The sequence below is a fragment of the Nonlabens sp. genome (assembly GCF_051251825.1).
In the GTDB taxonomy this organism is placed as follows: domain Bacteria; phylum Bacteroidota; class Bacteroidia; order Flavobacteriales; family Flavobacteriaceae; genus Nonlabens.
The window spans coordinates 296,120-320,164 of the sequence record NZ_JBPOGG010000001.1 but is presented as its reverse complement, the minus strand read 5'-3'; the positions used below and the strand labels follow the sequence as shown (position 1 = coordinate 320,164).

The following is a 24,045-nucleotide window of genomic DNA, read 5'->3' as shown; positions in this document are numbered from 1 at the left end:
TTGGTTAAAGGTATTCATAAAGCAAGTTGCTTTTGTAATTTTGCAATATGAAAAATCTATTTATCTATCTAGAAAGCTGCAACACTTGTAAACGTATTCAAGCAGAATTAAACTTACCTGCAAGTGTCGCTTTACAAAATACAAAAGAGCAACCCGTAACACTAGAGCAAATAGAATTTCTAAAAGAACAATCTGGTTCTTATGAGAGTCTTTTTAATAGACGTGCTCAACTTTACAGAGGCCGCGGACTCCATGAAAAAAATCTCACTGAAGCAGATTATAAAAATCTACTCCTAGATCATTATACTTTTATAATGAGACCTATTCTTATTTATAACAATAAAGCATACATAGGTAACAGCAAGAAAGTTGTAGCTGCTGCCAAAGAATCTCTTTTATAATGAGCAAACGTACCATTGCGATTATTTGCGGATTTCTCGTAGCATTATTTTATGCTTATAATTTTACCGCGGCAAAGGAAGTAACTCCTGAACATATAGGTCCATATGGACTATCGTGGTATCGAGTACTAGTTACTTGTGCTATTTTTTGGGTTATAGCCACATTTATAGGACCTAGAGAAAAAGTGCCACTTAAGGAATTACCACTTATAGCTCTTGCAGCATTTTGCGGTGTAGGTTTTAATATCCTGACATTTATGAAAGGGCTTTCTCTCACATCACCCATAAGTGCGTCAGTTCTTATGGTGACTACGCCTATTATCGTTTTAGTGCTGAGTGCTATTTTCTTAAAAGAACGATTATACGCAAGTCGTATCTTAGGTATTCTAGTAGGGTTTTCTGGAGCTGCATTACTTATCTTTTTATCAAGTAATGGTAGTAGTGAAAACGCAACAGATCCTGTATTAGGGAATTTTTTGATTTTTGTTAATGCGATTTCCTACTCTTTCTATATAGTCCTTGCTAAAAAGCTGACTACCAAATATCACGTATTTACATTAATGAAATGGTTATACTTATTTGGAGTGATACTAATAACTCCATTTGGTATTATGGAAGGACTGGCATTTGATTTTGGTGCTGCAAGTATGGACACATTACTTTATATAGGTTATGTAGTTCTGTTTGCTACATTTGGGACCTACATGCTTAATATAATTGCCATAAAAACCTTGAAACCTAGTGTAGTAGCTGTTTTTGTTTATTTACAGCCGTTACTAGCTACTTTAATAGCTGTAGGATTAGGCAAGGATGAAATCACAGGATATAAATTAATAGCAGGATTATTAATTTTTAGCGGTGTATTTATTACGAGTATTCCTAAAAAGAATAGTTAGGCGTTCACATCATTAGTTAAGCGAGCTGCCCATTGCAATGCATCCATGATACTTGTAAAGGTTTTAAACTTAGACTTTACAAACATGGCCTCAAGTTTAGAATTTAAAGTTCCCGTATTAGAGTAATTGATAACACCGTATCCTTTTAATGTAAAAGAATAGGTGGCAAAGTTGAGCCAGTCGATAGGCTTAACAGAATATTTATTGATACGATTTGAAATGTAAATCAATTCACCATTTAAATGTTTATAAAAAGAGCTAGCTTCATAAATAACAGGTTTAGCCTCTTCCCATGTGAAATTCACACCTTCAAAAATCTCAGAAACGATAAAGCCTTCAAAAAAATAGAAATCACCATAAGGCAAATTCATTTCTTTAATAACTTCAGAGTAAAATATGGATTCTCTAATCGTTGACATTTTCAAATTTAAGCAGCAAACACTTAAAAATAAAAAAATTGCAAGAGCAATAATTTAAAAACGACCAACTACACTATTTCAAGTTACATTCCACAATTACAAACGATTAACTACCTAATTATTTGATATCTACAGGGATTTCACCATGAGAACGTGTGTCCTCTTTACTCATGATTTTAAAATCACCAGCCATCGGGAAATTTTTAATCTTTACGTGTAAATCGTGATGGAGCGCAGTAATTTTACGTTCTCTCAAGTTCATCCATGCTCCAGTCATCAATCCTCGAGCAACATTGCGACCTTTATAGTCATAGAAATTATGCCTAAAACTGAATAAGCTACCATCTTCACTCATCCCAGTAACTTCACAACTTACCGTAATAGGTTTTCCTTGATGTATTTCTTTAAAATAGTAGATATTCTCATTAAAAATAACTGGGCCAGTTTCATACTGAGCCATTTCTCGCTGTCCAAAATCGTTATCGATTAAAAACGCCATACGTGTGTGGCTCATAAAATTCTGGTAGGCACTATTTGCCATGTGCCTGTTAGCATCCAGGTCACTCCATCTTACGTCAAATTCTTTGGTGTACATCTTCTCTCAATTTTGAGTAAAGATATTACAGTGATGAGAAGTAGATAAGGAGTTTAAAAAATATTTATAAGTGCGCTTTCGCGAAAGCGTAATTTATATTTTGATTTTTAAATTATTTCCTATTCGATAAACATCACCTGATGTCAACGAAGTAGATGCATTTGCCTGCGCTTGACTGCTAAAAGACGGAATTCCTGTAAAATTAATATCGGTAGCTTTAATAGTTCCTACAACTTCAAGTTTCTCAGTAGGAGATGTGGTGTTGATTCCTACGTTTCCATCATGGGTAATTCTCATTTTTTCACCAGCTAGACCTGAAGTGGTAGACCTAGTGTGAAATTGAAAATTCCCTGGAATAATAGGATTAGTACCATCCCAAGATGGGTCTACTCCTTGCATGAAATAAGATGATAACTTATACTCAATCCCGTTATATGGAAGAGAATATAGAGCAGAGACATCATCTCCAGCTTGCACTGTAGTAGGAGTCGTGATACTTCCTCGAGATTTATGTCCTAAATATCCAAATGCACTCTTACTATCTATGTTTGAATAATAAGCAATATCACCATTATAAACTTGAATCTTACGAGAACCACCGTTATCATTATTAGTAACTACTTGATCTATAATCAGCTGACTTTCATCTGTTATATAAACATTATTATTAGGCCTGTCAGTAGTTCCATCGCTCAATTTATCAATTTCTATACGGTTTTTAGAAGGATTTGCTTTCCAAATGTCTTCGTTATCATCAGCTATTAATAGTCTGAGCCATTTATCAACTCCATTCCAATAATAAAATGCAGGCTCTACATCATTTCTAGTAGCTGTGTTGTACACTAATGTTGATTTAGGTAATGAGGTCCCATCGGGATTAATGACAGTAGTAGTATCTCCAGTGTTAATCAATTCTACTCTAGGGATAAGCATTCCAGATTCAGTTGAAACTATATCTAGTGCCGCTTGAGGTTGATCTGTATTTATTCCTACCTGTGCTTGTATAGAAGCAGACAGCAATAAAAAGAAAAATAAAATTTTGTACATAACAATATAATTATTGAATGCAAAACTGGTAAGAAAAGTTCACTTAAAAGAAACTTTTAGGATAGTTTAACCCTATTCACTATCATCATCGATTAAGAGCATTATTTTAGGTTAATTACTGTGCTTCAACTTCTTCATGGCGACCCATAAATACCATGCCTTTTGAATTTACCGTTTTCCTCAATTAAAAAAGACCTTCGATAAAAAGGTCCTTTAAGTATAAAATCAAATTGAAAGTTTGTAAACGCTTTCGCGGAAGCGAGATTCAACAACTAAGCTGTCACCTCACTCATCGCCCATTCATCAATCCATCGAGATAGCACTTTTACCCAATCTGCTCTGGTATTTAAACATGGTATCACATGAAATTCTTCTCCGTTTACCTCGTGGAAAATTTCTTCTCCTTCCATAGCAATTTCTTCTAGTGTTTCTAGACAATCGCTTACAAAGGCTGGTGTGACAATCGCCATTTTCTTAGTGCCACCTAATCCCATTTTCTCAATCGTACGATCTGTATATGGAGTCAACCATGGATCAAAACCTAGTCGTGATTGGAAACTTGTAGAGTACGTGCCATCTTCCATTTCTAGATATTCACCTACTAAACGTGTTACTTCTTTACACTGGTGACTGTAACAAAACTCATGTGCTGGCGATGGAGTCGCACAACACTTACCATCCATTTTACAATGGCTTTTTGTGATATCACTTTTTCTAATGTGTCTTTTAGGAACGCCGTGATATGAGAACAGTAAGTGTTCATAATCTTTACCTTCCAGCGATTCTTTGATAGACTCAGAGAGCACTCTTATGTAATCGGGATGATTATAAAATGGCGGCATGGTCGTGAATGACATGTGCGGGAAATGTTCCTGACGCAACTCCTCAGCAAGTGCGAGAATAGTCTCTGTAGTTGCCATCGCAAATTGAGGATATAGCGGAATTATTAATACCTCATCTACACCTTTATCATTCAACTCTTGAAGTCCTTTTTCTATGGAGATAGAACCATAACGCATCGCTAAGGAAATAGGCACACTAGTAAATCCATCAATTTTTTCTTGTAATCGTTCAGAAAGCACAATTAAAGGACTTCCTTCTTCCCACCAGATTTTGCTATATGCCTCGGCGCTTTTTTTAGGTCTAGTGTTGAGTACGATTCCTTTTACCAGAATTGCTCTCAAAATATAGGGTAAATCTATAACGCGTTCATCCATTAAGAACTCATCAAGATATTTTTTAACGTCTTTAGGGTTAGGACTATCTGGTGAACCCAGATTGACCATTAAAACTCCTTTTTTCATAGTACGGCTTTGTGCAAAAATAGAGGTTTTATAGTCGTTGCACTTGTTAGTAAATTACCAAATTCTTTACTTTATTAATCTCACACCTCATATCATCTTATTGTTATATACTTTTTACAATTTATAATTCAGGTATCTTGACTTTTACTAACCTATCCGTTTACAAACATTTAGTACCTTTATCAAAATACTATTTATGGCAGCTCAAAAGAAATGTCCAGAATGTAATGAAGAAATACGTGGTCGAGCAGACAAGCGTTTTTGTAGCGATTACTGTCGCAACGTTGCAAATAATAAGCTGAACAGAGACAGCAACGCTCTCATGCGCAATATCAATAATAGACTGCGCAAGAACTGGCGTGTGCTCCATGAACTCAACCCAAAAGACAAAACCAAAACCACGCGCAATAAATTGCTCGCAAACGGTTTTGACTTCACACTATTTACCAGTATTTATACTACTAAAAAAGGCACCGTTTATTACTTCGTTTATGATCAAGGATATCTTCCTATGGATGATGATTACTATTTGATTGTAAAAAGGGAAACTTGATTTGAGTAGGCAGTCATTTAGTAAGCAGTAGGCAGTTTCCACTCAATTGACTAAGCAAATTTCTAATACCTTTATAATGTTTTTTGATTTTGATTTTAAAACAAAAGACCACCAAAAACCTAAATAATGAGAACCTTCAAACCTAAATCCCATTTATCGTCAGCGCTTTCCTTTCTGGCAATTATTGCTTTAGTATGGTACGTGTTTTATAGCCAGACACCATCTCCTGCAGTAGAAAATAATGTTGCCGTAACAGAATGGTCCACGGCGCGTGCACTGGAACATGTAAAAACTATGTCTGTAGAGCCGCATCACGTAGGTAGCGCTGCTCATGATGACGTGAGAGATTATATCATTGGCGAACTAGAAGGAATAGGACTTAACGTCACTACACAAAAAGGTTACACCATGGATCCATGGGGAAATCTAGCTCATCCAGAAAATATCCTTGCACGTATAAAAGGTTCAAATTCAAACGGCAAAGCACTCTTACTACTCAGCCATTACGATAGTGATCCACATTCTAGTAAAGGAGCCAGTGACGCAGCAAGTGGAGTTGCCACCATTCTAGAAGGTGTACGCGCATTTATAGCTCAAAATAATCAACCGCAAAACGACATCATCATATGTATTACTGATGCTGAAGAACTAGGACTCAACGGCGCAGAGCTTTTTGTAAACGAGCATCCATGGGCACAAGAAGTGGCGATGGTACTCAACTTTGAAGCACGTGGTAGCGGTGGACCTAGTTACATGCTGCTAGAAACAAATGGTGGAAACCGTAAAATCATCAAAGAATTCTCAGCTGCTGGTGTGGAATATCCAGTGGCAAACTCGCTCGCATACAGTATTTATAAAATGATTCCTAATGATACGGATCTTACCGTTTTCAGACAAGAAGGTGATATCAACGGCCTCAACTTTGCGTTCATAGGCGATCATTATGATTACCATACAGAGCTGGATAATTATGAGCGCTTGGATAGAAACACACTAGCTCATCAAGGTTCCTACCTCATGCCATTAATGAATCACTTTTCTAACTTAGATTTAAGTGATGAATTAAAAACGGAACTAGGCGATGATGATGTGTTTTTCCCTATGCCCATTCTTAAAATGGTCAGTTTCCCATTCAGTTGGTTGCCTTTGTTAATCATTGGTAGCGGTTTATTATTAGTGCTTTTAGTCATCTACGGAATCCGCAAAAGGCGCATTAACTTCCTTCAAGTTTTAGGTGGATTTGTTCCGTTTTTAGGAAGTTTAATCATCAGTATTTTGTTAGGAATGTATGGTTGGAAAGCTATTAAAAATGGTGATTTCTACATCGATCAACAGCATGGATTTCCTTATAATGGATACTGGCTCATTGCAGCGGCAGCTATGGCAGCAGTGACTTTATGCTTCTTTTTATATCATAAATATTACAAGAAAGAAAATGTTGCGAGTTTGAGTATCGCACCATTATTTATTTTGTGGCTCATTTGTTTATTGATCGCATTTCCAGTGGGCGATGGCGGCTTGATTCCAGACGTATTTCTACCAGGTGCAGGATTTTTTCTAGTACCACTATTTGCAGGATTGCTCATGGTATGGCTCAATATCAACCAGCGCAAACCTAGTTACATACTACTATTGCTGCTCGCTATTCCAGCGCTATTCATATTTGTACCGTTTGTTAAGGCATTTCCAGTAGCACTAGGAATGGGAATTCTGTTTGTTGCAGGTATATTAACAACTTTAATTTTCGGTTTATTGGTTCCTGTTTTTGGACATTACCGCAGGAAAGATTTACTAGCTTTTATGGCTATGGTGGCAACGGTAGTTTGTGTGGGATACGCTTTCGCGAAAGCTGACTTCTCACCATCTCAACCACAATCCACTAGCTTAGTGTATATCCAGAATCAAGACGAGCAAACCGCACAATGGGCAACCTATGATGAAGTACTCACCGACTGGACACGTGCAAAACTGGGCGACGCTCCAGAAAAAGCGAGCACACTCAACAAAAACACCATCGATTCTAAGTATGGAACCGGATTCAGCTATGCAGCAACCGCACCTTATAAAGAACTCGCACCGGTAAAAGTGGAAACTTTAATAGACAGCCTGCATGCCGATTTAAGAACGGTGAAAATGAAAATTTACAGTGAATCTGTGATCCAGCGATTAGAAGTTTTTTGCGATACATCTTATGTATTTGAAGACGGAAAAGTAAATGGCAAAGAAGTTTACAAAGCCAAAGTGTCCAAAAAAGCACTGCCTAACCGATGGGGAAATCGTCTATTGAGTTACTACGTGACTAACAACGAGCCACTGGAACTAGAACTCACCTTTAAAGCAGACGTGGAACCTCAATTCCAATTCTATGCAGCTTCATTTGACTTATTAAAAACCAAAGCGCTAGACGTAAAAGCAAGACCACTCAACCAAATGAGTATGCCGTTTGTACTCAACGATGCGGTGTTGAGAAAACGCTATGTAACCTTAACAAAACCAGCCGTAGTAACAGACTCTATTCCATCAAATGAATAAGAAAACAATCGGTATCTTAGGCTGTGGCTGGTTAGGTCTTGAGCTAGGAAAACAACTTGTACAAGACAGATTTCCCGTAAAAGGAACCGTACGACATGTAGATAAACTAGCCGACTTAAAAGCTGCTGGAATAGATACCTATATTCTCGATTTAAAGGAAGACAAACTCTACGGTGACGTTGCAGATTTCTTGAAAGAGATTGATGTGTTGTTTATCAATATACCGCCAGGCTTGCGGAAGAATCCTGAAAGTGACTTTGCACAACGAATGAGATTACTCATGACTTTTGTAAATACGGCAACTGTTGAACATGTGATTTTTGTCTCGAGCACTTCGGTTTTTCAAGATGCTCTAGAAATACCAATTTATAACGAAAAAAACATCCCAAACAGCCGAGGCAACAACGGCAAAAAGATTCATGCTGCAGAGCAAGTCGTACAGGAACTATTTGAAAAAACAACTATTCTCAGACCATGTGGTTTAATAGGTGGCGATAGAAACCCAATTAAAATGCTCGCAGGTCGCAAAGGCGTTTCAAATCCAGATGCGCCTATAAATCTTGTTCATCGAGATCACGTCATTGAAATCGTAAAACAACTCATAACTGGAGAATTAGAAGCTCCTGTCGTTCATGCCATAAGTGAACCGCATGAAACGAGAAAAAAATACTATTCTCAAAAAGCAGCAGAATTTGGTTTGGAAGCACCTGAATTTGATGAAACTGGGACATCAGTTGGGAAGAAGATAGAGTCTTTGTATAATTAGGTTTTCATCAATTGCAGATTGCTTCGTTGCTGTCGCTTCTCTCAATGACAGGTTTTAAAGTAATAAGGTTATCGGTTTCCGCACCCTTTAGGGCTGGGGAACGGAAACTAAACAAAAGACTCAGTGTAAAAACCATACAGTTTCATCACTAGCAGATTACTTCGTCGCTGTTGCTTCTCGTAATGACGGTTTAAAAAGCTCCTAGCCCAACCTCACAGGTTTCGCTTTAATTATCATCATAGGATATACAAATTCTCTGAGTCCTGAAATCCTGTAATTATTAAAACCAAAACCTGTGAGGTTTGGAGTTATAAATAACGCCGAAACCTTTTTTCCCTAACCCTAAAGGGAAAGGTTTCTAGATCCCATTTTCTATTAGAAATTTATTGAAAACATAAACGCGATCGGTTTCCGCACCCTATAGGGCTGGGGAACGGAAACTAAACAAATGACTTAGTGAAAAAAATCACACAGTTCCATCAATTGCAGATTCTGAAATAAACCTGCCTGCCGGCAGGCAGGTTCAGAATGACAGTTACAAATAGATGTATAGCAATCAACATATTTATAAAACTATTCTTAGCTTTCAGCAGTGAAAAAATTTCTCTTTAAGCATAAAATAAAACTAGTTGTTGCCACTATTTTACTTGTGTGGTATGCATTCTGTTTGCCTGATCAATTATTTGATGTTCCGTATTCTACCGTTATAGAAAGTAGCGATGGCCGCTTGCTCGACGCACATATTGCTCGAGATGATCAATGGCGATTTCCTGCGGTGGACAGTGTTCCCTATAAATATAAAAAGTGCTTGTTGCAGTATGAAGATGCACACTTTTATTCTCATCCAGGTTTTAATCCTATTTCTATTGGTAAAGCTTTTAAGGAAAACATAAGTGCTGGAAAAGTGGTGCGTGGTGGAAGCACGATTACCCAACAAGTGATTAGGCTTGCGCGAAAACAGGATAGAAAATACTACGAGAAATTTATAGAACTTATTTGGGCAACAAGGCTTGAGTTGAGACTTTCCAAAGAAGAAATTTTAGAACTCTACGCTTCTCATGCGCCTTATGGTGGAAATGTAATAGGACTAGATATGGCGTCGTGGCGCTATTTTGGTAGAAAACCACATGAGCTCAGCTGGGCAGAAAGTGCTACACTGGCTGTTTTACCTAACGCACCAGGTTTAATTTATCCAGGGAAAAGAGAAAGCCAACTTAGAGAAAAACGAGATGCGTTGCTCCTCAAATTAAAAGAGGAAAACATTATTGATGATATGGATTATGAGCTCGCCGTATCAGAATCTGTTCCTACACGAGATTTTAGAGTACCACAACTGGCACCTCATTTATTGAATAGAGCAAATAAGCAATACGGCACTAAAAAAATAAGAACTACGATTGATTACCAAATGCAAGAAACGGTCAACCGCATCGTGCAGAATCATCATAATATCATCAAGCAAAACGGTATTAACAACCTAGCAATGCTGGTTCTAGATATTGAAAACCAATCGGTATCTGCTTATGTGGGAAATGCTCCTACTACCAGAGAACACCAGAAAGATGTGGACATCATCACTGCTCCACGTAGTACTGGCAGTGTGCTCAAACCATTTTTATATGCAACCATGCTCGATAATGGTGAGTTACTACCGCATAGCCTAGTTAAAGATGTTCCTACTGTGATAAATGGATACAACACTCAAAATTTTGACAAAACCTACAGCGGTGCCGTTCCTGCCTCACAAGCCTTATCACGCTCGTTAAATGTTCCTGCCGTACGTATGTTGCGCGACCATGGTGTTTCTCGTTTCTATGACAAATTGCAAGATCTAGAACAATCCCACGTTAATCGTGGCGCTGGAACTTATGGACTGAGCTTAATTATAGGTGGTGGCGAGAGCAGTTTGTGGGACATGAGTCATGCCTATCTCGCTATGGCTACTATTTTAAAAGACTACACACAAACCAGCAGTGAGTACGATCAAAACGTGATGAACGGTTTACACTATGTGGTTGATGATGGAGACGCGACCGCGCGCCGCACTGAGCCTGTCGAAGTGAAAGCGGACTTAAAAACGACACCCAATATCTACGGAGCTGGAAGCATTTACCACACTTTTGAAGCAATGAAAGAAGTCAACCGACCAGAAGGCGAAGAGATTTGGCATTTTTTCAATCCCAACCATAACATGGCTTGGAAAACAGGAACTAGTTACGGGAATAGAGATGCATGGGCGATAGGCGTCACACCTCAATATGTCATAGGTGTATGGACCGGAAACGCCGACGGTGAAGGACGAGCCGAAATGACCGGAATAAAAAGCGCTGCGCCAGTACTTTTTGACTTGTTCAATAGATTACCACAGCAAGAATGGTTTGCGCCGCCATATGACGATATGGTAGAAATAGATATATGTAAGAAGTCAGGCTATCTTGCCACGATAGATTGTGAAGTTGAAAAACAGTGGATTCCTGCCGTAGGAGAACGTTATGATTCCTGTCCATATCATCAAGTAGTTCAACTGGACGCTACACAATCCTATCAGGTAAATGCAGATTGTGAACCTGTTTCACAAATGGTCTCTAAATCCTATTTCACACTACCACCAGTAATGGCTTGGTATTACAGACGCACGCATCCTGATTTTGAACCGTTGCCACCTTATCGAGCAGACTGTGAATCTCCTCAAGAAAAAGCGATGACTTTTATAAGACCTAATAGCGGAACTACGATCACACTTACTAAAAATATAGAAGGTAAGGTGAATGAAACCGTTTTTGAACTAGCTCATAAAATACCTAATACCACGGTGTATTGGTATCTCGATGAAGATTATATCACCAGCACCAAAGAATTCCATGAAATAGCATTAAGCGCAGCCGCTGGATTGCATGTGATTACAGCTGTAGATGAGGATGGAAATGATATACAGATGAGTTTGAGGTTTAAGTAACTACCACTCAACAAATGGATTCTTACTCAAATAAGAATTATAATAACGTGGATCACCTGTTACTTCTTGAATTATCCAATTGGGTAATGTAAAAGTTTCATCTTCGGTTTGAAGTTCGATTTCGGCTATTATTAATCCGTTATTAGTTCCGTGAAAAGCGTCTACTTCCCAAGTATGATGATCAATCATGACTTCATATCTCGTTTTATCAATGACTCCTGGTAAAGCGAGCTCCAGTAAATCCTCTGCCTCTACAATAGAAATTTCTTTTTCCCATTCATATCGAGTCAATCCACTTTCTGTAGATTGTCCTTTGATGGTAATATATCCTTGAGCTCCTTTAATGCGTACTCGTACCGTACGTGCAGGATCGGTCGAGAGGTAACCTTGGGTAATGCGTTTTCCTTTGCGATCTTTTAAAAAGTCGGTGTTCTTGACTAGGAATTTGCGTTCTATTTCGAGCATGAAGTAGTTTTAAAACGGAAAGGTATCAATTTGTATCTAGTTATAAGTTGTTCTTTGTTTTAAAGGGCAAAGTTCTAAGTTCAAGGTTTAAGGTTTATGGTTTAAAAAAGCGGACTTCGAGAGCACTTCGACTAGCTCAGTGACCACCTCAGTCCTCGCATTTTAGTTTTAACGAGCATTGAGGTTTTCGAAATGCGGTCTGAAGACATGATGAAACTAAATTCTCAAACTATAATTAATATCGTTCTATAACTGACACATAATATTTTCAAAGTTCAATAGCGGCCTTCGAGAGCACTTCGACTAGCTCAGTGACCACCTCAGTCCACGCATTCTAGTTTTAACGGGTATTGAGGTGGTCACTGAGCTTGTAGCAGTGCGAACTTTCATTTATATGCAAACTGGAAACTGAGACTGAGACTGAGACTGAGACTGAGACTGTAAACTAATAGAAAGCAATAACCTTCAACTCATCACTTTCTATCCTGAATTTTTCATAGCCATTGACAGCAATATAAATCATGGATTGAGCTATGGTTTCTGGTTCGATGGTGCGGTATTTTTTAAGATATCCTATGAGTAATGGGTCGATCAGTTTTTGAAACTTTTTCCACGCACTTTCAAACTTGCGTTGCTCTTCTCGCTCGCCACCTATTAATGCCGGTTGTACAAAATAAGCTTCTTGAAAACCTAACTTTTCAATATCACGCTCCATTTCTCCTTTGCCACGGTTGTACATAAACCTACTTTCAGGATCTGCTCCTAGAGCTGAGATGGCGATGACTTTTTTTACCCCATTTTCTAAAGCGACTTGAGCAACTTGAACTGGTAAATCGTGCTCGATTCTATAGTATTTTTCTTTTTCGGGCGTTTTGGCCTGTGTGGTTCCCGTACATATAAATAAATGATCAGCTTTTAGAAATTCAGCATAAGTAGTAGGATCAAATAAATCTACGATATGTGATTCGTGTTTGCGGTGGTTGAGTTTAGTACGCTTCCGCGAAAGCGTAATCACTCGTTCATACTGCTCATTTTCAAACAATAATTCTACTAACTTACTTCCTGTAAGTCCAGTGGCACCAATAACAACAGCAGAGTATTTCATTAACATAATTATGAACTTAAAGGTAGTAATTTTGCAGCATGCACGAACTGGAAGATCGTAAAATAATACATGTGGATATGGACGCATTTTATGCGAGCGTGGAACAACGTGATTTTCCAGAATTAAAAGGAAAACCCATTGCCGTAGGCGGCGGCAGTGATCGTGGAGTAGTCGCAGCAGCAAGTTATGAGGCTCGCAAATACGGAGTGCGTAGTGCCATGCCTAGCGTTACCGCAAAAAGATTGTGTCCAGAATTAATATTTGTCAAGCACAGATTTGAAGAATACCGAAAGGTATCTTCCCAAATAAGAGATATTTTCCTAGATTACACAGATCTCGTAGAACCTTTATCACTTGATGAAGCTTATCTTGATGTTACTGACAACAAGCTTAATTATCCTAGTGCAACGGTAATAGCTTATGATATAAGAAGGCGCATTTATGAAACAACAGGTTTAACCGCAAGCGCCGGAATTTCTATCAATAAATTTGTAGCAAAAATTGCCAGCGATTATAATAAACCTAATGGGCAAAAAACCATCACACCAGATGAAGTCCTTCCATTTCTTGAAGAGCTCGACATCAGGAAATTTCACGGAATAGGTAAAGTAACTGCAGAGAAAATGTACATGCAGGGTATTTTTACTGGTGCGCATTTAAAGGAGCAAAGTCTAGAATTTCTTGTAGAACATTTCGGTAAAAGTGGTAGCCATTACTATAATATCGTACGAGGAATTCATCACAGTACTGTAAAACCCGACCGTATTAGAAAATCATTGGGCGCAGAACGTACTTTTTCTGAAAATATATCCAGTGAGATTTTTATGAAAGAACGACTGGTTCAAATCGCCGAGGAGATTGAAAAACGATTATCTAAAAATAATGTCGCAGGGAAAACGGTAACTTTAAAAATCAAATACAGTGATTTTAAAACCCAAACACGCAGTAAAACCTTGCCTCATTTTATAAGAAATAAAGATTTGATACTTCAAACGGCTATAGAATTAATGGAGCAAGAAGGATTCCGTGAAAGCGTGCGACTCCTTGGTATCACTCTATCCAACTTAAATACTGAAGTTGAAGAAAAAGATTTTGTTGAAGTTCAATTGAAATTTTCGTTCTAAAAATTTAACTACCGTATGTAGGAAATAAATCTAAAACTATTATAATTTTGGAATTATCATGACATTAGAGAGTTCCCAATACGCCACCATACAATCACAAATTAAATCATTACCCATGTTATCTTGGGACTTAGTTGGAAAATTACTATGGAATCTAGATCCAGAAATGTTTGACCACATGGAAATTCTAGCTGAGGAGAACGACTGGCATTTTAATTATTTTCTCGACGCTTATTCTCATTTTCAAGGTTATAGCCTTGTGATTACTGATAAAGATTTAAACATTCAATGTTGTTCTGAGAATATTAAGAAAATGACTGGTTATGAAAACTATGAATTAATAGGTCATCAACCACGTATTTTACAAGGTCATAAAACAGATTCTAATTCAAAATTACTCATAAAAAAGGCAATTCAAAAAGAATTGCCTTTTACTGCTCGCCTTGTTAATTATCGTAAAAACGAAGAGGCTTATGGTTGCGAGATTCATGCATTTCCCATTTTTAATGGAAAAAGCGAGTTGTCTCATTTTATAGCTTTTGAAACAGAGTATTTTGTTTAAACTACTCTACCTCAGAAACCCTTAGTGTATTAACCATTCCTTTATCTGTAACAGGCATAGCTGCTAGATTAATCAGATAATCTCCTTTCTTCACAAACTTTTTATCTTTTGCAAATTGATTCACATCTTCAATAGTCTCATCAGTACTAACAAATTTATCATATAAGAACGCTTTAACGCCCCATAATAAACTCAACTGCGTGAGAATCCGTTTGTTACTTGTAAAGGTAAGAATGTGTGCGTCTGGTCTCCAGGCGCTTATTTGAAATGCGGTATAACCACTGTTAGTCATCGTGGTAATGGCTTTTGCGTCGATATCATCGGCCATTTTTGCGGCGTGATAACAAATGGATTTAGTGATATATCTTTTAGTTTTGATATGCGGTGCGCTATGAGGAACAGTAATCAAATCGCTATCCTCCACAGATTTACATATACTTGTCATCTTTTCAATTACCTGAATAGGATACTGACCTACTGAAGTTTCACCAGATAACATTACCGCATCTGCTCCATCCATTACAGAGTTTGCAACATCATTAACTTCTGCACGTGTAGGTGTTAAACTTGTAATCATCGTTTCCATCATTTGGGTAGCGATAATTACTGGAATACGTGCTTGCTTAGCTTTGAGAACTAGTTGCTTTTGAATTAGGGGCACTTCGTGAGCAGGAACTTCCACTCCTAAATCACCACGAGCAACCATCAATCCGTCACAGTAAGCAACAATTTTATCAATGTTTGTTACCGCTTCAGGCTTTTCGATTTTTGCTATGATAGGAATCTTGTGCTCAGAATGCTCTTTAATTAATTCCTGTAATTCCATTAAATCACGACTGTGACGTACAAAAGAAAGTGCCATCCAATCTACTTGTAATTCACAAGCAAATTTTGCGTCCACGATATCTTTCTCAGTCAATGCAGGAAGTGAGATATCAGTTTGCGGCAGGTTCACACCTTTTTTAGAACGTAATGGTCCACCTTGAATTACTTTAGTAACTACATCTTTTTTACCATCAGTAGTTACTACTTCAAACATTAGTTTACCATCATCTAGTAAAATACGTTCTCCAGCTTTTACATCTCTAGGAAAGTGCTCATAGTTCATGTAAACACGCTCAGCAGTTCCCTTAAAAGGTTCTCCAGTAGAAATTGTAATCACATCTCCAGGATGTACCACTACTTCTTCTTTCATAACTCCTACACGTAACTTAGGACCTTGAAGGTCTCCTAAAATTCCTGTAGCAAATCCATGTTCTTCATTTAAGTCACGTATCATTTGAACGCGTTCTCTTACGTCCTCATGATCTGCATGTGAAAAGTTGATTCTAAATACGTTTACGCCAGCTTTCATCATTCCTAGCAATACCTTCTTAGTAGAAGTTGCTGGTCCTAATGTTGCTACGATTTTGGTCTTTTTTGTTTTTGGCATTATTCAAAAATTAAATAATCTTGTTGTTTTATGACATGTTCATCCAGCTGGTAAGCTGTAATGACATGAGGTATTTTTGTTAAGTCGTTAATCAATTTCTTTAAAGGAAAAAAAGAAGCTTCTTTTTCTACTTTAATGATAAAGTCCACTTTTGCAAACTCTTTAAGAAGTACTGTTTTAACTTCAGTCTCTTCTTGATTATCAAATAATCCTCCACTACTGACCACTGTATTTAATGATGCCCAATATTTATTAGGCGTTAAATAAAATGTCGTGTAGTTGATGACATCTTCATATTTATAGACAGGATATCTAACTGTAAAGTTGGGCATAATCACGTCTTGATCCTCATCAGTCCTGTGAAACTTTAACCCTAAGTATTTATTCACCATATAAGCCATTCTATAAGGCTCCATAGTAGAATGAATTCCTACTAGCGTATATGGCTCTTCCTCATAATCCCATCCATCTAATTTGTAAGTAGCCATAATTTCTTATTCTACCACAAATTTAAGCAGACAAACTACAATTAAGTATTTATATAAGTCTAATAATCGTCTTTTTTTTACGAAATGGTTATCGTAACATCGCTTACGCAAAAGCGTGATTCAAAGAACTTTTACTTCTTCATTTTGTCTTGCAATGCAAAGAACGCACGCTTGCTAGCTTTTTCCTCAGCCTTTTTCTTAGAGGTAGCTCTAGCCTTTGCTACCACTCGGTTATCAATAGATAACTTTACAGAAAAGTGTCTGATTTCATTCACGCCAGTATCCTCATAAGTGTCGTATTTGAAAACATTTTTATGTTTTTGACACCACTCGATAAGGATGCTTTTATAGCTTATCACCTTACCTTCCAATTTTTCAATATCTACATAAGGATCAATAACACGACGACTTATAAAGTTTTGAGTGCGTTTATATCCTTTATCTAGATAGATAGCACCTACGAGTGCTTCAAATAAATTCCCATGTACGTTTGCCCCAAAATTACGTTCAGGCACTTGCGTTTTTGCAAAGTCTATAAGGCCAAAATCCATTCCCAGCTCGTTGAGATGTTCCCTACTTACTATTTTGGAACGCATTTTAGTTAAATATCCTTCATCTCCATGAGGAACTTCATTATAAATATACTCTGCAATGACACTTCCTAAAATCGCATCACCTAGAAACTCTAATCGCTCATAGCTTATAGGATTCCCTTTATCATCTTTTAAGCTCATAGATTTATGAGTAAAAGCTTTGCGATAAATATCGATATTCTTTGGAGTAACTCCAGTAATTTTTTTTATTCCACGTGATAGTGCCTCGTCATCTGTAGAAATGCGAGAGGAGAATATTTTTTTAAACCGATTCATTTAAGAAAGTACCGCTTAGATTTTTCTAAATGCGATACAGCAGTTGTGACCACCAAAACCAAATGTGTTACTCAACGCAATGTTAACCTCACGTTTTTCTGGTTTATTTAATACTAACCTCAACGATGGATCGATGTTTTCATCTACAGTAGTGTGGTTAATGGTAGGAGGAATAATTCCTTCTCTTATAGCCATAACACTTGCAATAGACTCAATCGCTCCAGCGGCACCTAGCAGGTGACCTGTCATAGACTTTGTTGAGTTGATACTAATATTTGAGGCATGATCGCCAAAGACTTCTTTAATCGCCTTTAATTCTGCCACGTCACCTAATGGTGTAGAAGTACCATGTGTATTAATGTGATCCACATCTTCAGGATTGATTCCTGCATTCTGTAGAGTATTTTTCATTACTGCTATAACTCCACGTCCTTCAGGATCTGGAGCAGTAATGTGATATGCATCACTGGAGAAACCACCACCTATAACCTCAGCATAGATTTTTGCTCCACGAGCTTTTGCATATTCATAATCTTCTAGAACCAGCGCACCAGCGCCTTCTCCTAGAACAAAACCATCGCGCGTCGCATCAAATGGACGGCTAGCGGTTTCTGGACTTTCATTACGAGTTGATAAGGCATGCATGGCATTAAATCCACCCATTCCAGCTTGTGCTACAGCAGCCTCAGAGCCACCAGTCACAATCACATCACAATGTCCTAGTCTAATATAGTTAACTGCATCCAGCATAGCATTTGCACTTGAAGCACAAGCAGATACTGTGGTATAGTTAGGTCCCATAAATCCATATTTAATAGAAATATGAGCCGGAGCTATGTCTGCAATCATTTTAGGGATAAAGAAAGGATTAAAACGCGGTATGCCGTTACCAGCTGCAAACGCCTTAACTTCTTCCTGGAAAGTTTCTAGACCACCTATTCCTGCACCCCAAATGACACCAACTCTATATTTATCTATAGAATCCAGGTCTAATCCAGAGTCTGCTATCGCCTCATCTCCTGCTACCAGTGCATACTGGGCAAAACGATCCATGCGTCTAGCTTCTTTGCGGTCTATAAAATCAGTAACTGTAAAGTTCTTGATTTCACAAGCGAACTTAGTCTTGAAATGTTCTGTATCAAAATATGTGATAGGAGCACAACCGCTCTTACCTGCTTTTAATGCGTCCCAATACTCCTCTAGGTTATTACCTATAGGTGTAAGAGCTCCCATTCCGGTGATGACTACTCGCTTTAATTCCATGTAATTTAACTTTATACTTAAAGAGCTTAAAAATACCTTAAAAAATCAATAAATGACCTAAAGATATTTTTAAGCTCCAAAAAAGTATTACGCTTTTGCTTCTTCTATGTATGAAACAGCTTGACCTACAGTAGCAATGTTTTCTGCTTGATCGTCTGGGATCTGGATATCAAATTCTTTTTCAAATTCCATGATCAACTCAACTGTATCTAGTGAGTCTGCGCCTAGGTCGTTTGTGAAGCTCGCTTCTGTTACAACTTCGTTTTCGTCAACACCTAATTTGTCTACGATAATTGCTTTTACTCTTGATGCAATGTCTGACATAATTTTCTAATTTTAATTTTAAATGAATGGCAAAAATAACAAACTTTGTGATAAAACCACTTTTTAGTTATTTGAGTTAACTTGCCATCGCATTTGATAATGATTATTAATTCAACTCTGGCAGTTGATTTACAACAAGCCTGCCATAAAAATTTATGAAGAAAATTGTAATTCTCGCATCAGGTAATGGTACTAACACTCAGGCAATTATAGATCATTTTTCTCAAAATGAATCTGTAGAAATATCTTTGATTTTATCAAATAAGCCACAAGCATATGTGCTGGAAAGAGCTCAAAAAAATAATATTCCTGCGATGAGTTTTAATAAGTACGCTTTCGCGAAAGCGGGAAAAGTAGAATCTCTATTACTAGCCGAATCACCCGATATGATAGTCCTAGCAGGCTTTTTATGGAAAATCCCAGAAAGTCTCGTAAAATTATTCCCAAAAAAAATTATTAACATTCACCCAGCTTTATTACCTAATTATGGCGGAAAAGGCATGTACGGCATGAATGTGCACCGTGCGATTATTGATAATAAAGAGGAAAAAAGTGGGATCACCATACATTATGTGAATGAGCAATATGATGAAGGAGCGATTATAGAGCAATTTACTTGTCCTGTACATAAAGATGATACGGCCGATGATCTTGCGGCACGTATCCATGAGCTAGAACATCTACATTTCCCTATGGTTATAGAAGAATTACTCGCTTAAATGGAACAAGTACACATTTATACTGACGGTTCTTCACGTGGCAATCCAGGTCCTGGCGGCTACGGAATAGTCATGATATGGGTAGGAAAAAATTATAAAAAAGAATTTTCTCAAGGTTATAGACGCACCACAAACAACCGCATGGAATTACTTGCGGTTATAGAAGCTCTCGAGAAAATTAAAATGACTGACGTACAAATCACCGTTTTTACAGACAGTAAATACGTAAGTGACGCTGTTAATAAAAACTGGATTGCTGGGTGGATCAAGCGTAAATGGAAAAATGTAAAGAATCCAGATCTATGGAAACGTTTCATTAAAGCATTTAACGCCACGCAGCCTAGAATGCAATGGGTAAAAGGTCATAACGATCACCCTATCAATGAACGTTGCGATGCACTTGCCGTGGGCGCTGCATTAAATAAAAGCAATCATCTAGTGGATGAAGGGTTTGAAGCTGCTGAAAAAGGTCTTTTTTAACGCTATTGAAGAGTTGACAAATCCGTACTTTTGCAAAAAATTTCTCAAGAATGAGCAAACTCGTAGTTGTAGGTACTGTAGCATTTGACGCTATTGAAACACCATTTGGAAAAACAGATAAAATTTTAGGTGGTGCTGCCACTTTTATAGGATTAAGTGCTTCGCATTTTAATACTGAAGTAGGATTAGTAAGTGTAGTAGGTGGAGATTTTCCACAAGAATATCTAGACATGCTTTCTAACAGAGGTATGAATATAGAAGGAATAGAAGTAGTAAAAGACGGTAAAACGTTCTTCTGGTCTGGTAAATATCATAACGATATGAATACTCGCGATACACTTGCGACAGAACTTAACGTTCTTGCAGATTTCAATCCTGTTGTACCACAATCTTTTAAAGATGCCGAAGTTGTGATGCTAGGAAACTTACATCCAGCCGTTCAATTAGGAGTTATCGAGCAAACTCCAGATGCAAAATTGATCATTCTGGACACGATGAACTTCTGGATGGATAGTGCGCTGGATATGTTACATGATGTTATTGCAAAAGTAGATGTGATTACTATTAATGATGAAGAAGCAAGACAACTGTCTGGTGAATATTCACTAGTTGCTGCAGCGCGTAAGATTCATTCTATGGGTCCTAAATATGTAGTCATTAAAAAAGGAGAACACGGCGCATTATTATTTCATGATGAAGAAATTTTCTTTGCACCAGCTTTACCGCTAGAAGAAGTATTTGATCCTACCGGAGCTGGAGATACGTTTGCAGGTGGATTTGCAGGATTTCTTGCAGCAAGCGAAGACTACAGTTTTGAAAACATGAAACGTGCTATTATTTATGGATCTAACTTTGCGTCATTTGCTGTAGAGAAATTTGGAACCGAGCGCATGCAAACCATCACACAAGACGAAATAAACACTCGTTTAGAACAGTTTAAAGCGCTGACTAAATTTGAAATAAACGCGTAAATAACTATTAAAAAGCCCTCAAAAAATTTGAGGGCTTTTTATTTATATCAGTTTTAGATTTTGTTCTAAAATGGTATTAACTTTGACCTTTAGATATCATCATGAGCGATCCATTAAAACACGAGTGCGGTATCGCACTCATCAGATTACTTAAACCTCTTGAATACTACAAAGAGAAATACGGGACAGCATTTTATGGAATAAATAAAATGTACCTAATGATGGAAAAACAGCACAACCGTGGTCAGGATGGTGCTGGATTTGCAAGTATCAAACTAGATGTAAAGCCAGGACAACGTTACATTTCTCGAGTACGTAGTAATGAGGCACAACCTATCCAAGATATTTTTGCTCAAATTAACGATCGTATTAATACTGAGCTCACAGAAAATCCTGGAATTAAAGATGACGTAGCTGCTCAAAAAGCTCAAATTCCTTACATAGGTGAATTGATGATGGGTCATGTGCGTTATGGAACTTTTGGTAAAAACAGTATAGAGTCTGTTCATCCATTCTTGCGTCAGAACAACTGGATGCACCGTAATCTTATTATGGCAGGTAACTTTAATATGACTAACGTGTTTGAGTTATTTGACAAGCTAGTAGAATTAGGACAACATCCTAAGGATATGGCAGACACGGTTACAGTGATGGAAAAAGTAGGTCATTTTCAAGACCGTGAAGTTTCTAAATTATATAAAAAATTCAAGGCTGAAGGACTTTCTAAAATGGAATCTTCACCTAAAATCGCTGAACAACTCAACGTAGGTAAAATTCTTAAGAAAAGTGCTAGAGATTGGGATGGTGGATACGCCATGGGTGGACTCATGGGCCATGGAGATGCATTCTTGTTAAGAGATCCATCTGGTATAAGACCAGCTTATTATTTCCAAAACGATGAAGTAGTTGTAGTGGCCAGCGAGCGACCAGTGATTCAAACGGCGTTTAATGCACCGTTTGAAGAAGTTAAAGAACTCGATCCTGGAAATGCGATTATCATTAAAAAGAATGGTAAAGTAAAAATTCAACAAATCCTTAAACCGCTAGAGCGCAAAGCATGTTCTTTTGAACGTATCTATTTCTCTCGTGGTAGTGATGCAGAGATTTACCAAGAGCGTAAAAAACTAGGGCATTTATTATTCCCTAAAATCATGGAATTTATAGACCATGACATCGATAACACTGTATTTTCATACATTCCTAATACTGCCGAAACTTCATTCTACGGAATGGTAGAAGCGGCTCATATTGTTCTTAACGAGCAAAAACGAGATGCTATCATAGCAGGTGAAGGTAAAATGACCGCTCAGCAAGTTGAGGATACGCTTTCGCGAAAGCTGCGTACTGAAAAGATCGCGATTAAAGATGCTAAATTGAGAACATTTATCACTGAGGATTCTTCTCGTGATGACCTCGTGGCTCACGTATATGATGTAACGTATGGAGTCGTAAAAGAGCAAGATAATCTTGTAATAATAGACGATTCTATAGTGCGTGGAACGACGCTTAAAAAATCCATTCTTAAAATGATGGATCGTTTGAAGCCTAAGAAAATCGTAGTCGTTTCTAGTGCTCCACAAATTAGGTATCCAGATTGTTATGGAATAGATATGGCGAGACTTGAAGGTTTAGTTGCTTTTCAAGCAGCACTTGCTTTACATGAAGATCGTGGAACTTATGCTGTTGTGGAAGAAATTTATAAGAAATGTAAATCCCAAATCGAGTTTAAAGATAAAGATGTGATCAACTATGTAAAGGAACTTTATGCTCCATTTACAGATCAAGAAGTATCTGATAAAATAGGTGAATTACTGTCTGAAGATGATCTAAAGGCAGAGGTGAGAATCGTATATCAAACAGTAGATAATCTTCATAAAGCCTGTCCTAAAAACTTAGGTGACTGGTATTTCACCGGTGACTACCCTACTAAAGGTGGTAATCGAGTGGTAAATCGTGCTTACATCAACTTCTTTGAAGGTAATGCTGGACGTGCTTATTGATGACGGGTTATTAGTAAAATAACTTTTTGAACATAAAAAAGCTCTAAAGTTTCTTGTGAAACTTTAGAGCTTTTCAATTATACATTTAACTGGTATCAGTTAACTAGTAACTAAATACTACTTAGCAGCGTTATATTTCTCAGCTACGGCGTCCCAGTTGATCACATTAAAAAATGCGCTTACATAATCTGGTCTGCGGTTTTGATAATTTAAGTAATATGCGTGTTCCCATACATCAAGTCCTAAAATAGGAGTTCCACCACAACCTACACCAGGCATTAATGGATTGTCTTGATTAGGTGTTCCACATACTTCTAGTGCACCATCCTTCACACATAAAAATGCCCATCCAGAACCGAATTGAGTTTTGGCAGCAGTTGCAAATTTATCTTGAAATGCATCATAAGAACCAAATGCTTTATCTATTGCAGCAGCAAGATCTCCAGTAGGTTTTCCTCCACCATTAGGTGACATTACTTCCCAAAACAATCTATGGTTGTAAAATCCACCACCATTATTTCTAACTGCTTTATTATCCATATCTAAATTGTGAAGAATATCTTCAATAGACTTTCCAGCAAGATCAGTTCCCTCGATAGCATTATTCAGGTTGTTTGTGTATCCATTATGATGCTTAGAATGGTGAATCTCCATTGTTCTTGCATCAATATGTGGTTCTAGCGCATCATACGCATAGTTTAATTTAGGTAATTCAAAAGCCATAATATGTTTGGTTTTAATTATTTAATAACGAAAGCCTAAAGTTAATTACAA

The 24,045-nt window shown here is 37.5% G+C and carries 24 protein-coding genes; 12 read left to right on the top strand and 12 right to left on the bottom strand.

Annotated features, from left to right (window positions below; all coding sequences use genetic code 11):
• The first annotated feature begins 47 nt into the window (after window positions 1-47).
• Both ACSHWW_RS01395 and ACSHWW_RS01390 read left to right on the top strand, forming a co-directional pair.
• On the top strand, window positions 48-401 hold the full coding sequence (locus ACSHWW_RS01395) for an arsenate reductase family protein (RefSeq protein WP_435680613.1): 354 nt from the start codon (window positions 48-50) through the stop codon (window positions 399-401).
• Window positions 401-1,297, top strand: a complete 897-nt coding sequence (locus ACSHWW_RS01390) for a DMT family transporter (protein WP_435680612.1) — start codon at window positions 401-403, stop codon at window positions 1,295-1,297. Before ACSHWW_RS01395 ends, ACSHWW_RS01390 begins: the two co-directional genes overlap by 1 nt.
• On the opposite strand, the gene ACSHWW_RS01385 is transcribed toward ACSHWW_RS01390, so the two are convergent.
• The 4 genes from ACSHWW_RS01385 to hemH all read right to left on the bottom strand — a co-directional run bounded on the left by ACSHWW_RS01385 (window position 1,294) and on the right by hemH (window position 4,662).
• Window positions 1,294-1,716 (bottom strand): hypothetical protein, encoded by a 423-nt coding sequence (locus ACSHWW_RS01385; protein WP_435680611.1) that lies wholly within the window; start codon window positions 1,714-1,716, stop codon window positions 1,294-1,296. The genes ACSHWW_RS01390 and ACSHWW_RS01385 overlap by 4 nt on opposite strands.
• A gap of 118 nt (window positions 1,717-1,834) precedes the next feature.
• The gene (locus ACSHWW_RS01380; protein ID WP_435680610.1) at window positions 1,835-2,311 is read right to left on the bottom strand and encodes an acyl-CoA thioesterase; all 477 of its coding nucleotides are present in this window, start codon (window positions 2,309-2,311) and stop codon (window positions 1,835-1,837) included.
• Between the two features lie 93 nt (window positions 2,312-2,404).
• Complete coding sequence (locus ACSHWW_RS01375; RefSeq protein ID WP_435680609.1) at window positions 2,405-3,358, bottom strand: hypothetical protein; 954 nt, start codon at window positions 3,356-3,358, stop codon at window positions 2,405-2,407.
• A gap of 272 nt (window positions 3,359-3,630) precedes the next feature.
• Window positions 3,631-4,662: a ferrochelatase gene (hemH, locus tag ACSHWW_RS01370; RefSeq protein ID WP_435680608.1), complete on the bottom strand. Its 1,032-nt coding sequence runs from the start codon at window positions 4,660-4,662 to the stop codon at window positions 3,631-3,633.
• A gap of 196 nt (window positions 4,663-4,858) precedes the next feature.
• On the opposite strand from hemH, the gene ACSHWW_RS01365 reads away from it, so the two are divergent.
• The 4 genes from ACSHWW_RS01365 (at window position 4,859) to pbpC (ending at window position 11,469) form a co-directional block, all read left to right on the top strand.
• Complete coding sequence (locus ACSHWW_RS01365; protein WP_435680607.1) at window positions 4,859-5,215, top strand: hypothetical protein; 357 nt, start codon at window positions 4,859-4,861, stop codon at window positions 5,213-5,215.
• Between the two features lie 126 nt (window positions 5,216-5,341).
• A complete protein-coding gene (locus ACSHWW_RS01360; RefSeq protein WP_435680606.1) occupies window positions 5,342-7,747 on the top strand; it encodes a M28 family peptidase in 2,406 nt (801 codons plus the stop codon).
• Window positions 7,740-8,513, top strand: a complete 774-nt coding sequence (locus ACSHWW_RS01355; RefSeq protein ID WP_435680605.1) for an NAD(P)H-binding protein — start codon at window positions 7,740-7,742, stop codon at window positions 8,511-8,513. The genes ACSHWW_RS01360 and ACSHWW_RS01355 overlap by 8 nt, the downstream gene beginning before the upstream one ends.
• Before the next feature lie 592 nt (window positions 8,514-9,105).
• Entirely contained in the window at window positions 9,106-11,469 is a 2,364-nt protein-coding gene (gene pbpC, locus ACSHWW_RS01350) for a penicillin-binding protein 1C (RefSeq protein ID WP_435680604.1), read from the top strand.
• On the opposite strand, the gene ACSHWW_RS01345 is transcribed toward pbpC, so the two are convergent.
• A complete protein-coding gene (locus ACSHWW_RS01345; protein ID WP_435680603.1) occupies window positions 11,470-11,934 on the bottom strand; it encodes a CYTH domain-containing protein in 465 nt (154 codons plus the stop codon). It abuts the gene before it with no gap.
• Between the two features lie 445 nt (window positions 11,935-12,379).
• Window positions 12,380-13,039 (bottom strand): NAD-dependent epimerase/dehydratase family protein, encoded by a 660-nt coding sequence (locus tag ACSHWW_RS01340; RefSeq protein WP_435680602.1) that lies wholly within the window; start codon window positions 13,037-13,039, stop codon window positions 12,380-12,382.
• 38 nt (window positions 13,040-13,077) lie between these two features.
• Between ACSHWW_RS01340 and dinB the strand changes: the two genes are divergently transcribed.
• A complete protein-coding gene (gene dinB / locus ACSHWW_RS01335) occupies window positions 13,078-14,163 on the top strand; it encodes a DNA polymerase IV (protein WP_435680601.1) in 1,086 nt (361 codons plus the stop codon).
• 115 nt (window positions 14,164-14,278) lie between these two features.
• The gene (locus tag ACSHWW_RS01330) at window positions 14,279-14,725 is read left to right on the top strand and encodes a PAS domain-containing protein (RefSeq protein WP_435680600.1); all 447 of its coding nucleotides are present in this window, start codon (window positions 14,279-14,281) and stop codon (window positions 14,723-14,725) included.
• 1 nt (window position 14,726) lies between these two features.
• Here the strand turns inward: ACSHWW_RS01330 and pyk are convergent, their stop codons facing one another.
• The 5 genes from pyk to ACSHWW_RS01305 all read right to left on the bottom strand — a co-directional run bounded on the left by pyk (window position 14,727) and on the right by ACSHWW_RS01305 (window position 19,101).
• Window positions 14,727-16,157, bottom strand: a complete 1,431-nt coding sequence (gene pyk / locus ACSHWW_RS01325) for a pyruvate kinase (protein WP_435680599.1) — start codon at window positions 16,155-16,157, stop codon at window positions 14,727-14,729.
• Window positions 16,157-16,645, bottom strand: coding sequence for an IPExxxVDY family protein (locus ACSHWW_RS01320; RefSeq protein WP_435680598.1), 489 nt, complete (start codon window positions 16,643-16,645; stop codon window positions 16,157-16,159). The genes pyk and ACSHWW_RS01320 overlap by 1 nt, the downstream gene beginning before the upstream one ends.
• Before the next feature lie 131 nt (window positions 16,646-16,776).
• Complete coding sequence (gene rnc / locus ACSHWW_RS01315; RefSeq protein WP_435680597.1) at window positions 16,777-17,514, bottom strand: ribonuclease III; 738 nt, start codon at window positions 17,512-17,514, stop codon at window positions 16,777-16,779.
• A gap of 15 nt (window positions 17,515-17,529) precedes the next feature.
• On the bottom strand, window positions 17,530-18,777 hold the full coding sequence (gene fabF, locus ACSHWW_RS01310) for a beta-ketoacyl-ACP synthase II (protein WP_435680596.1): 1,248 nt from the start codon (window positions 18,775-18,777) through the stop codon (window positions 17,530-17,532).
• Window positions 18,778-18,864: 87 nt separating this feature from the next.
• Window positions 18,865-19,101 carry an acyl carrier protein gene (locus tag ACSHWW_RS01305; protein WP_015361896.1) on the bottom strand — a complete coding sequence of 79 codons (237 nt, stop codon included), beginning with the start codon at window positions 19,099-19,101 and terminating at the stop codon, window positions 18,865-18,867.
• Window positions 19,102-19,256: 155 nt separating this feature from the next.
• Here ACSHWW_RS01305 and purN point away from each other — a divergent pair, with 155 nt between their 5' ends.
• The 4 genes from purN to ACSHWW_RS01285 all read left to right on the top strand — a co-directional run bounded on the left by purN (window position 19,257) and on the right by ACSHWW_RS01285 (window position 23,271).
• Entirely contained in the window at window positions 19,257-19,820 is a 564-nt protein-coding gene (gene purN, locus ACSHWW_RS01300) for a phosphoribosylglycinamide formyltransferase (RefSeq protein WP_435680595.1), read from the top strand.
• Window positions 19,821-20,300: a ribonuclease HI gene (rnhA, locus tag ACSHWW_RS01295; RefSeq protein WP_435680594.1), complete on the top strand. Its 480-nt coding sequence runs from the start codon at window positions 19,821-19,823 to the stop codon at window positions 20,298-20,300.
• A 50-nt stretch (window positions 20,301-20,350) separates the two neighbouring features.
• Window positions 20,351-21,271 (top strand): PfkB family carbohydrate kinase, encoded by a 921-nt coding sequence (locus tag ACSHWW_RS01290; protein ID WP_435680593.1) that lies wholly within the window; start codon window positions 20,351-20,353, stop codon window positions 21,269-21,271.
• A 101-nt stretch (window positions 21,272-21,372) separates the two neighbouring features.
• Complete coding sequence (locus ACSHWW_RS01285; protein WP_435680592.1) at window positions 21,373-23,271, top strand: amidophosphoribosyltransferase; 1,899 nt, start codon at window positions 21,373-21,375, stop codon at window positions 23,269-23,271.
• A 117-nt stretch (window positions 23,272-23,388) separates the two neighbouring features.
• On the opposite strand, the gene ACSHWW_RS01280 is transcribed toward ACSHWW_RS01285, so the two are convergent.
• The gene (locus tag ACSHWW_RS01280; RefSeq protein WP_435680591.1) at window positions 23,389-23,994 is read right to left on the bottom strand and encodes a superoxide dismutase; all 606 of its coding nucleotides are present in this window, start codon (window positions 23,992-23,994) and stop codon (window positions 23,389-23,391) included.
• Window positions 23,995-24,045 lie beyond the last annotated feature (51 nt).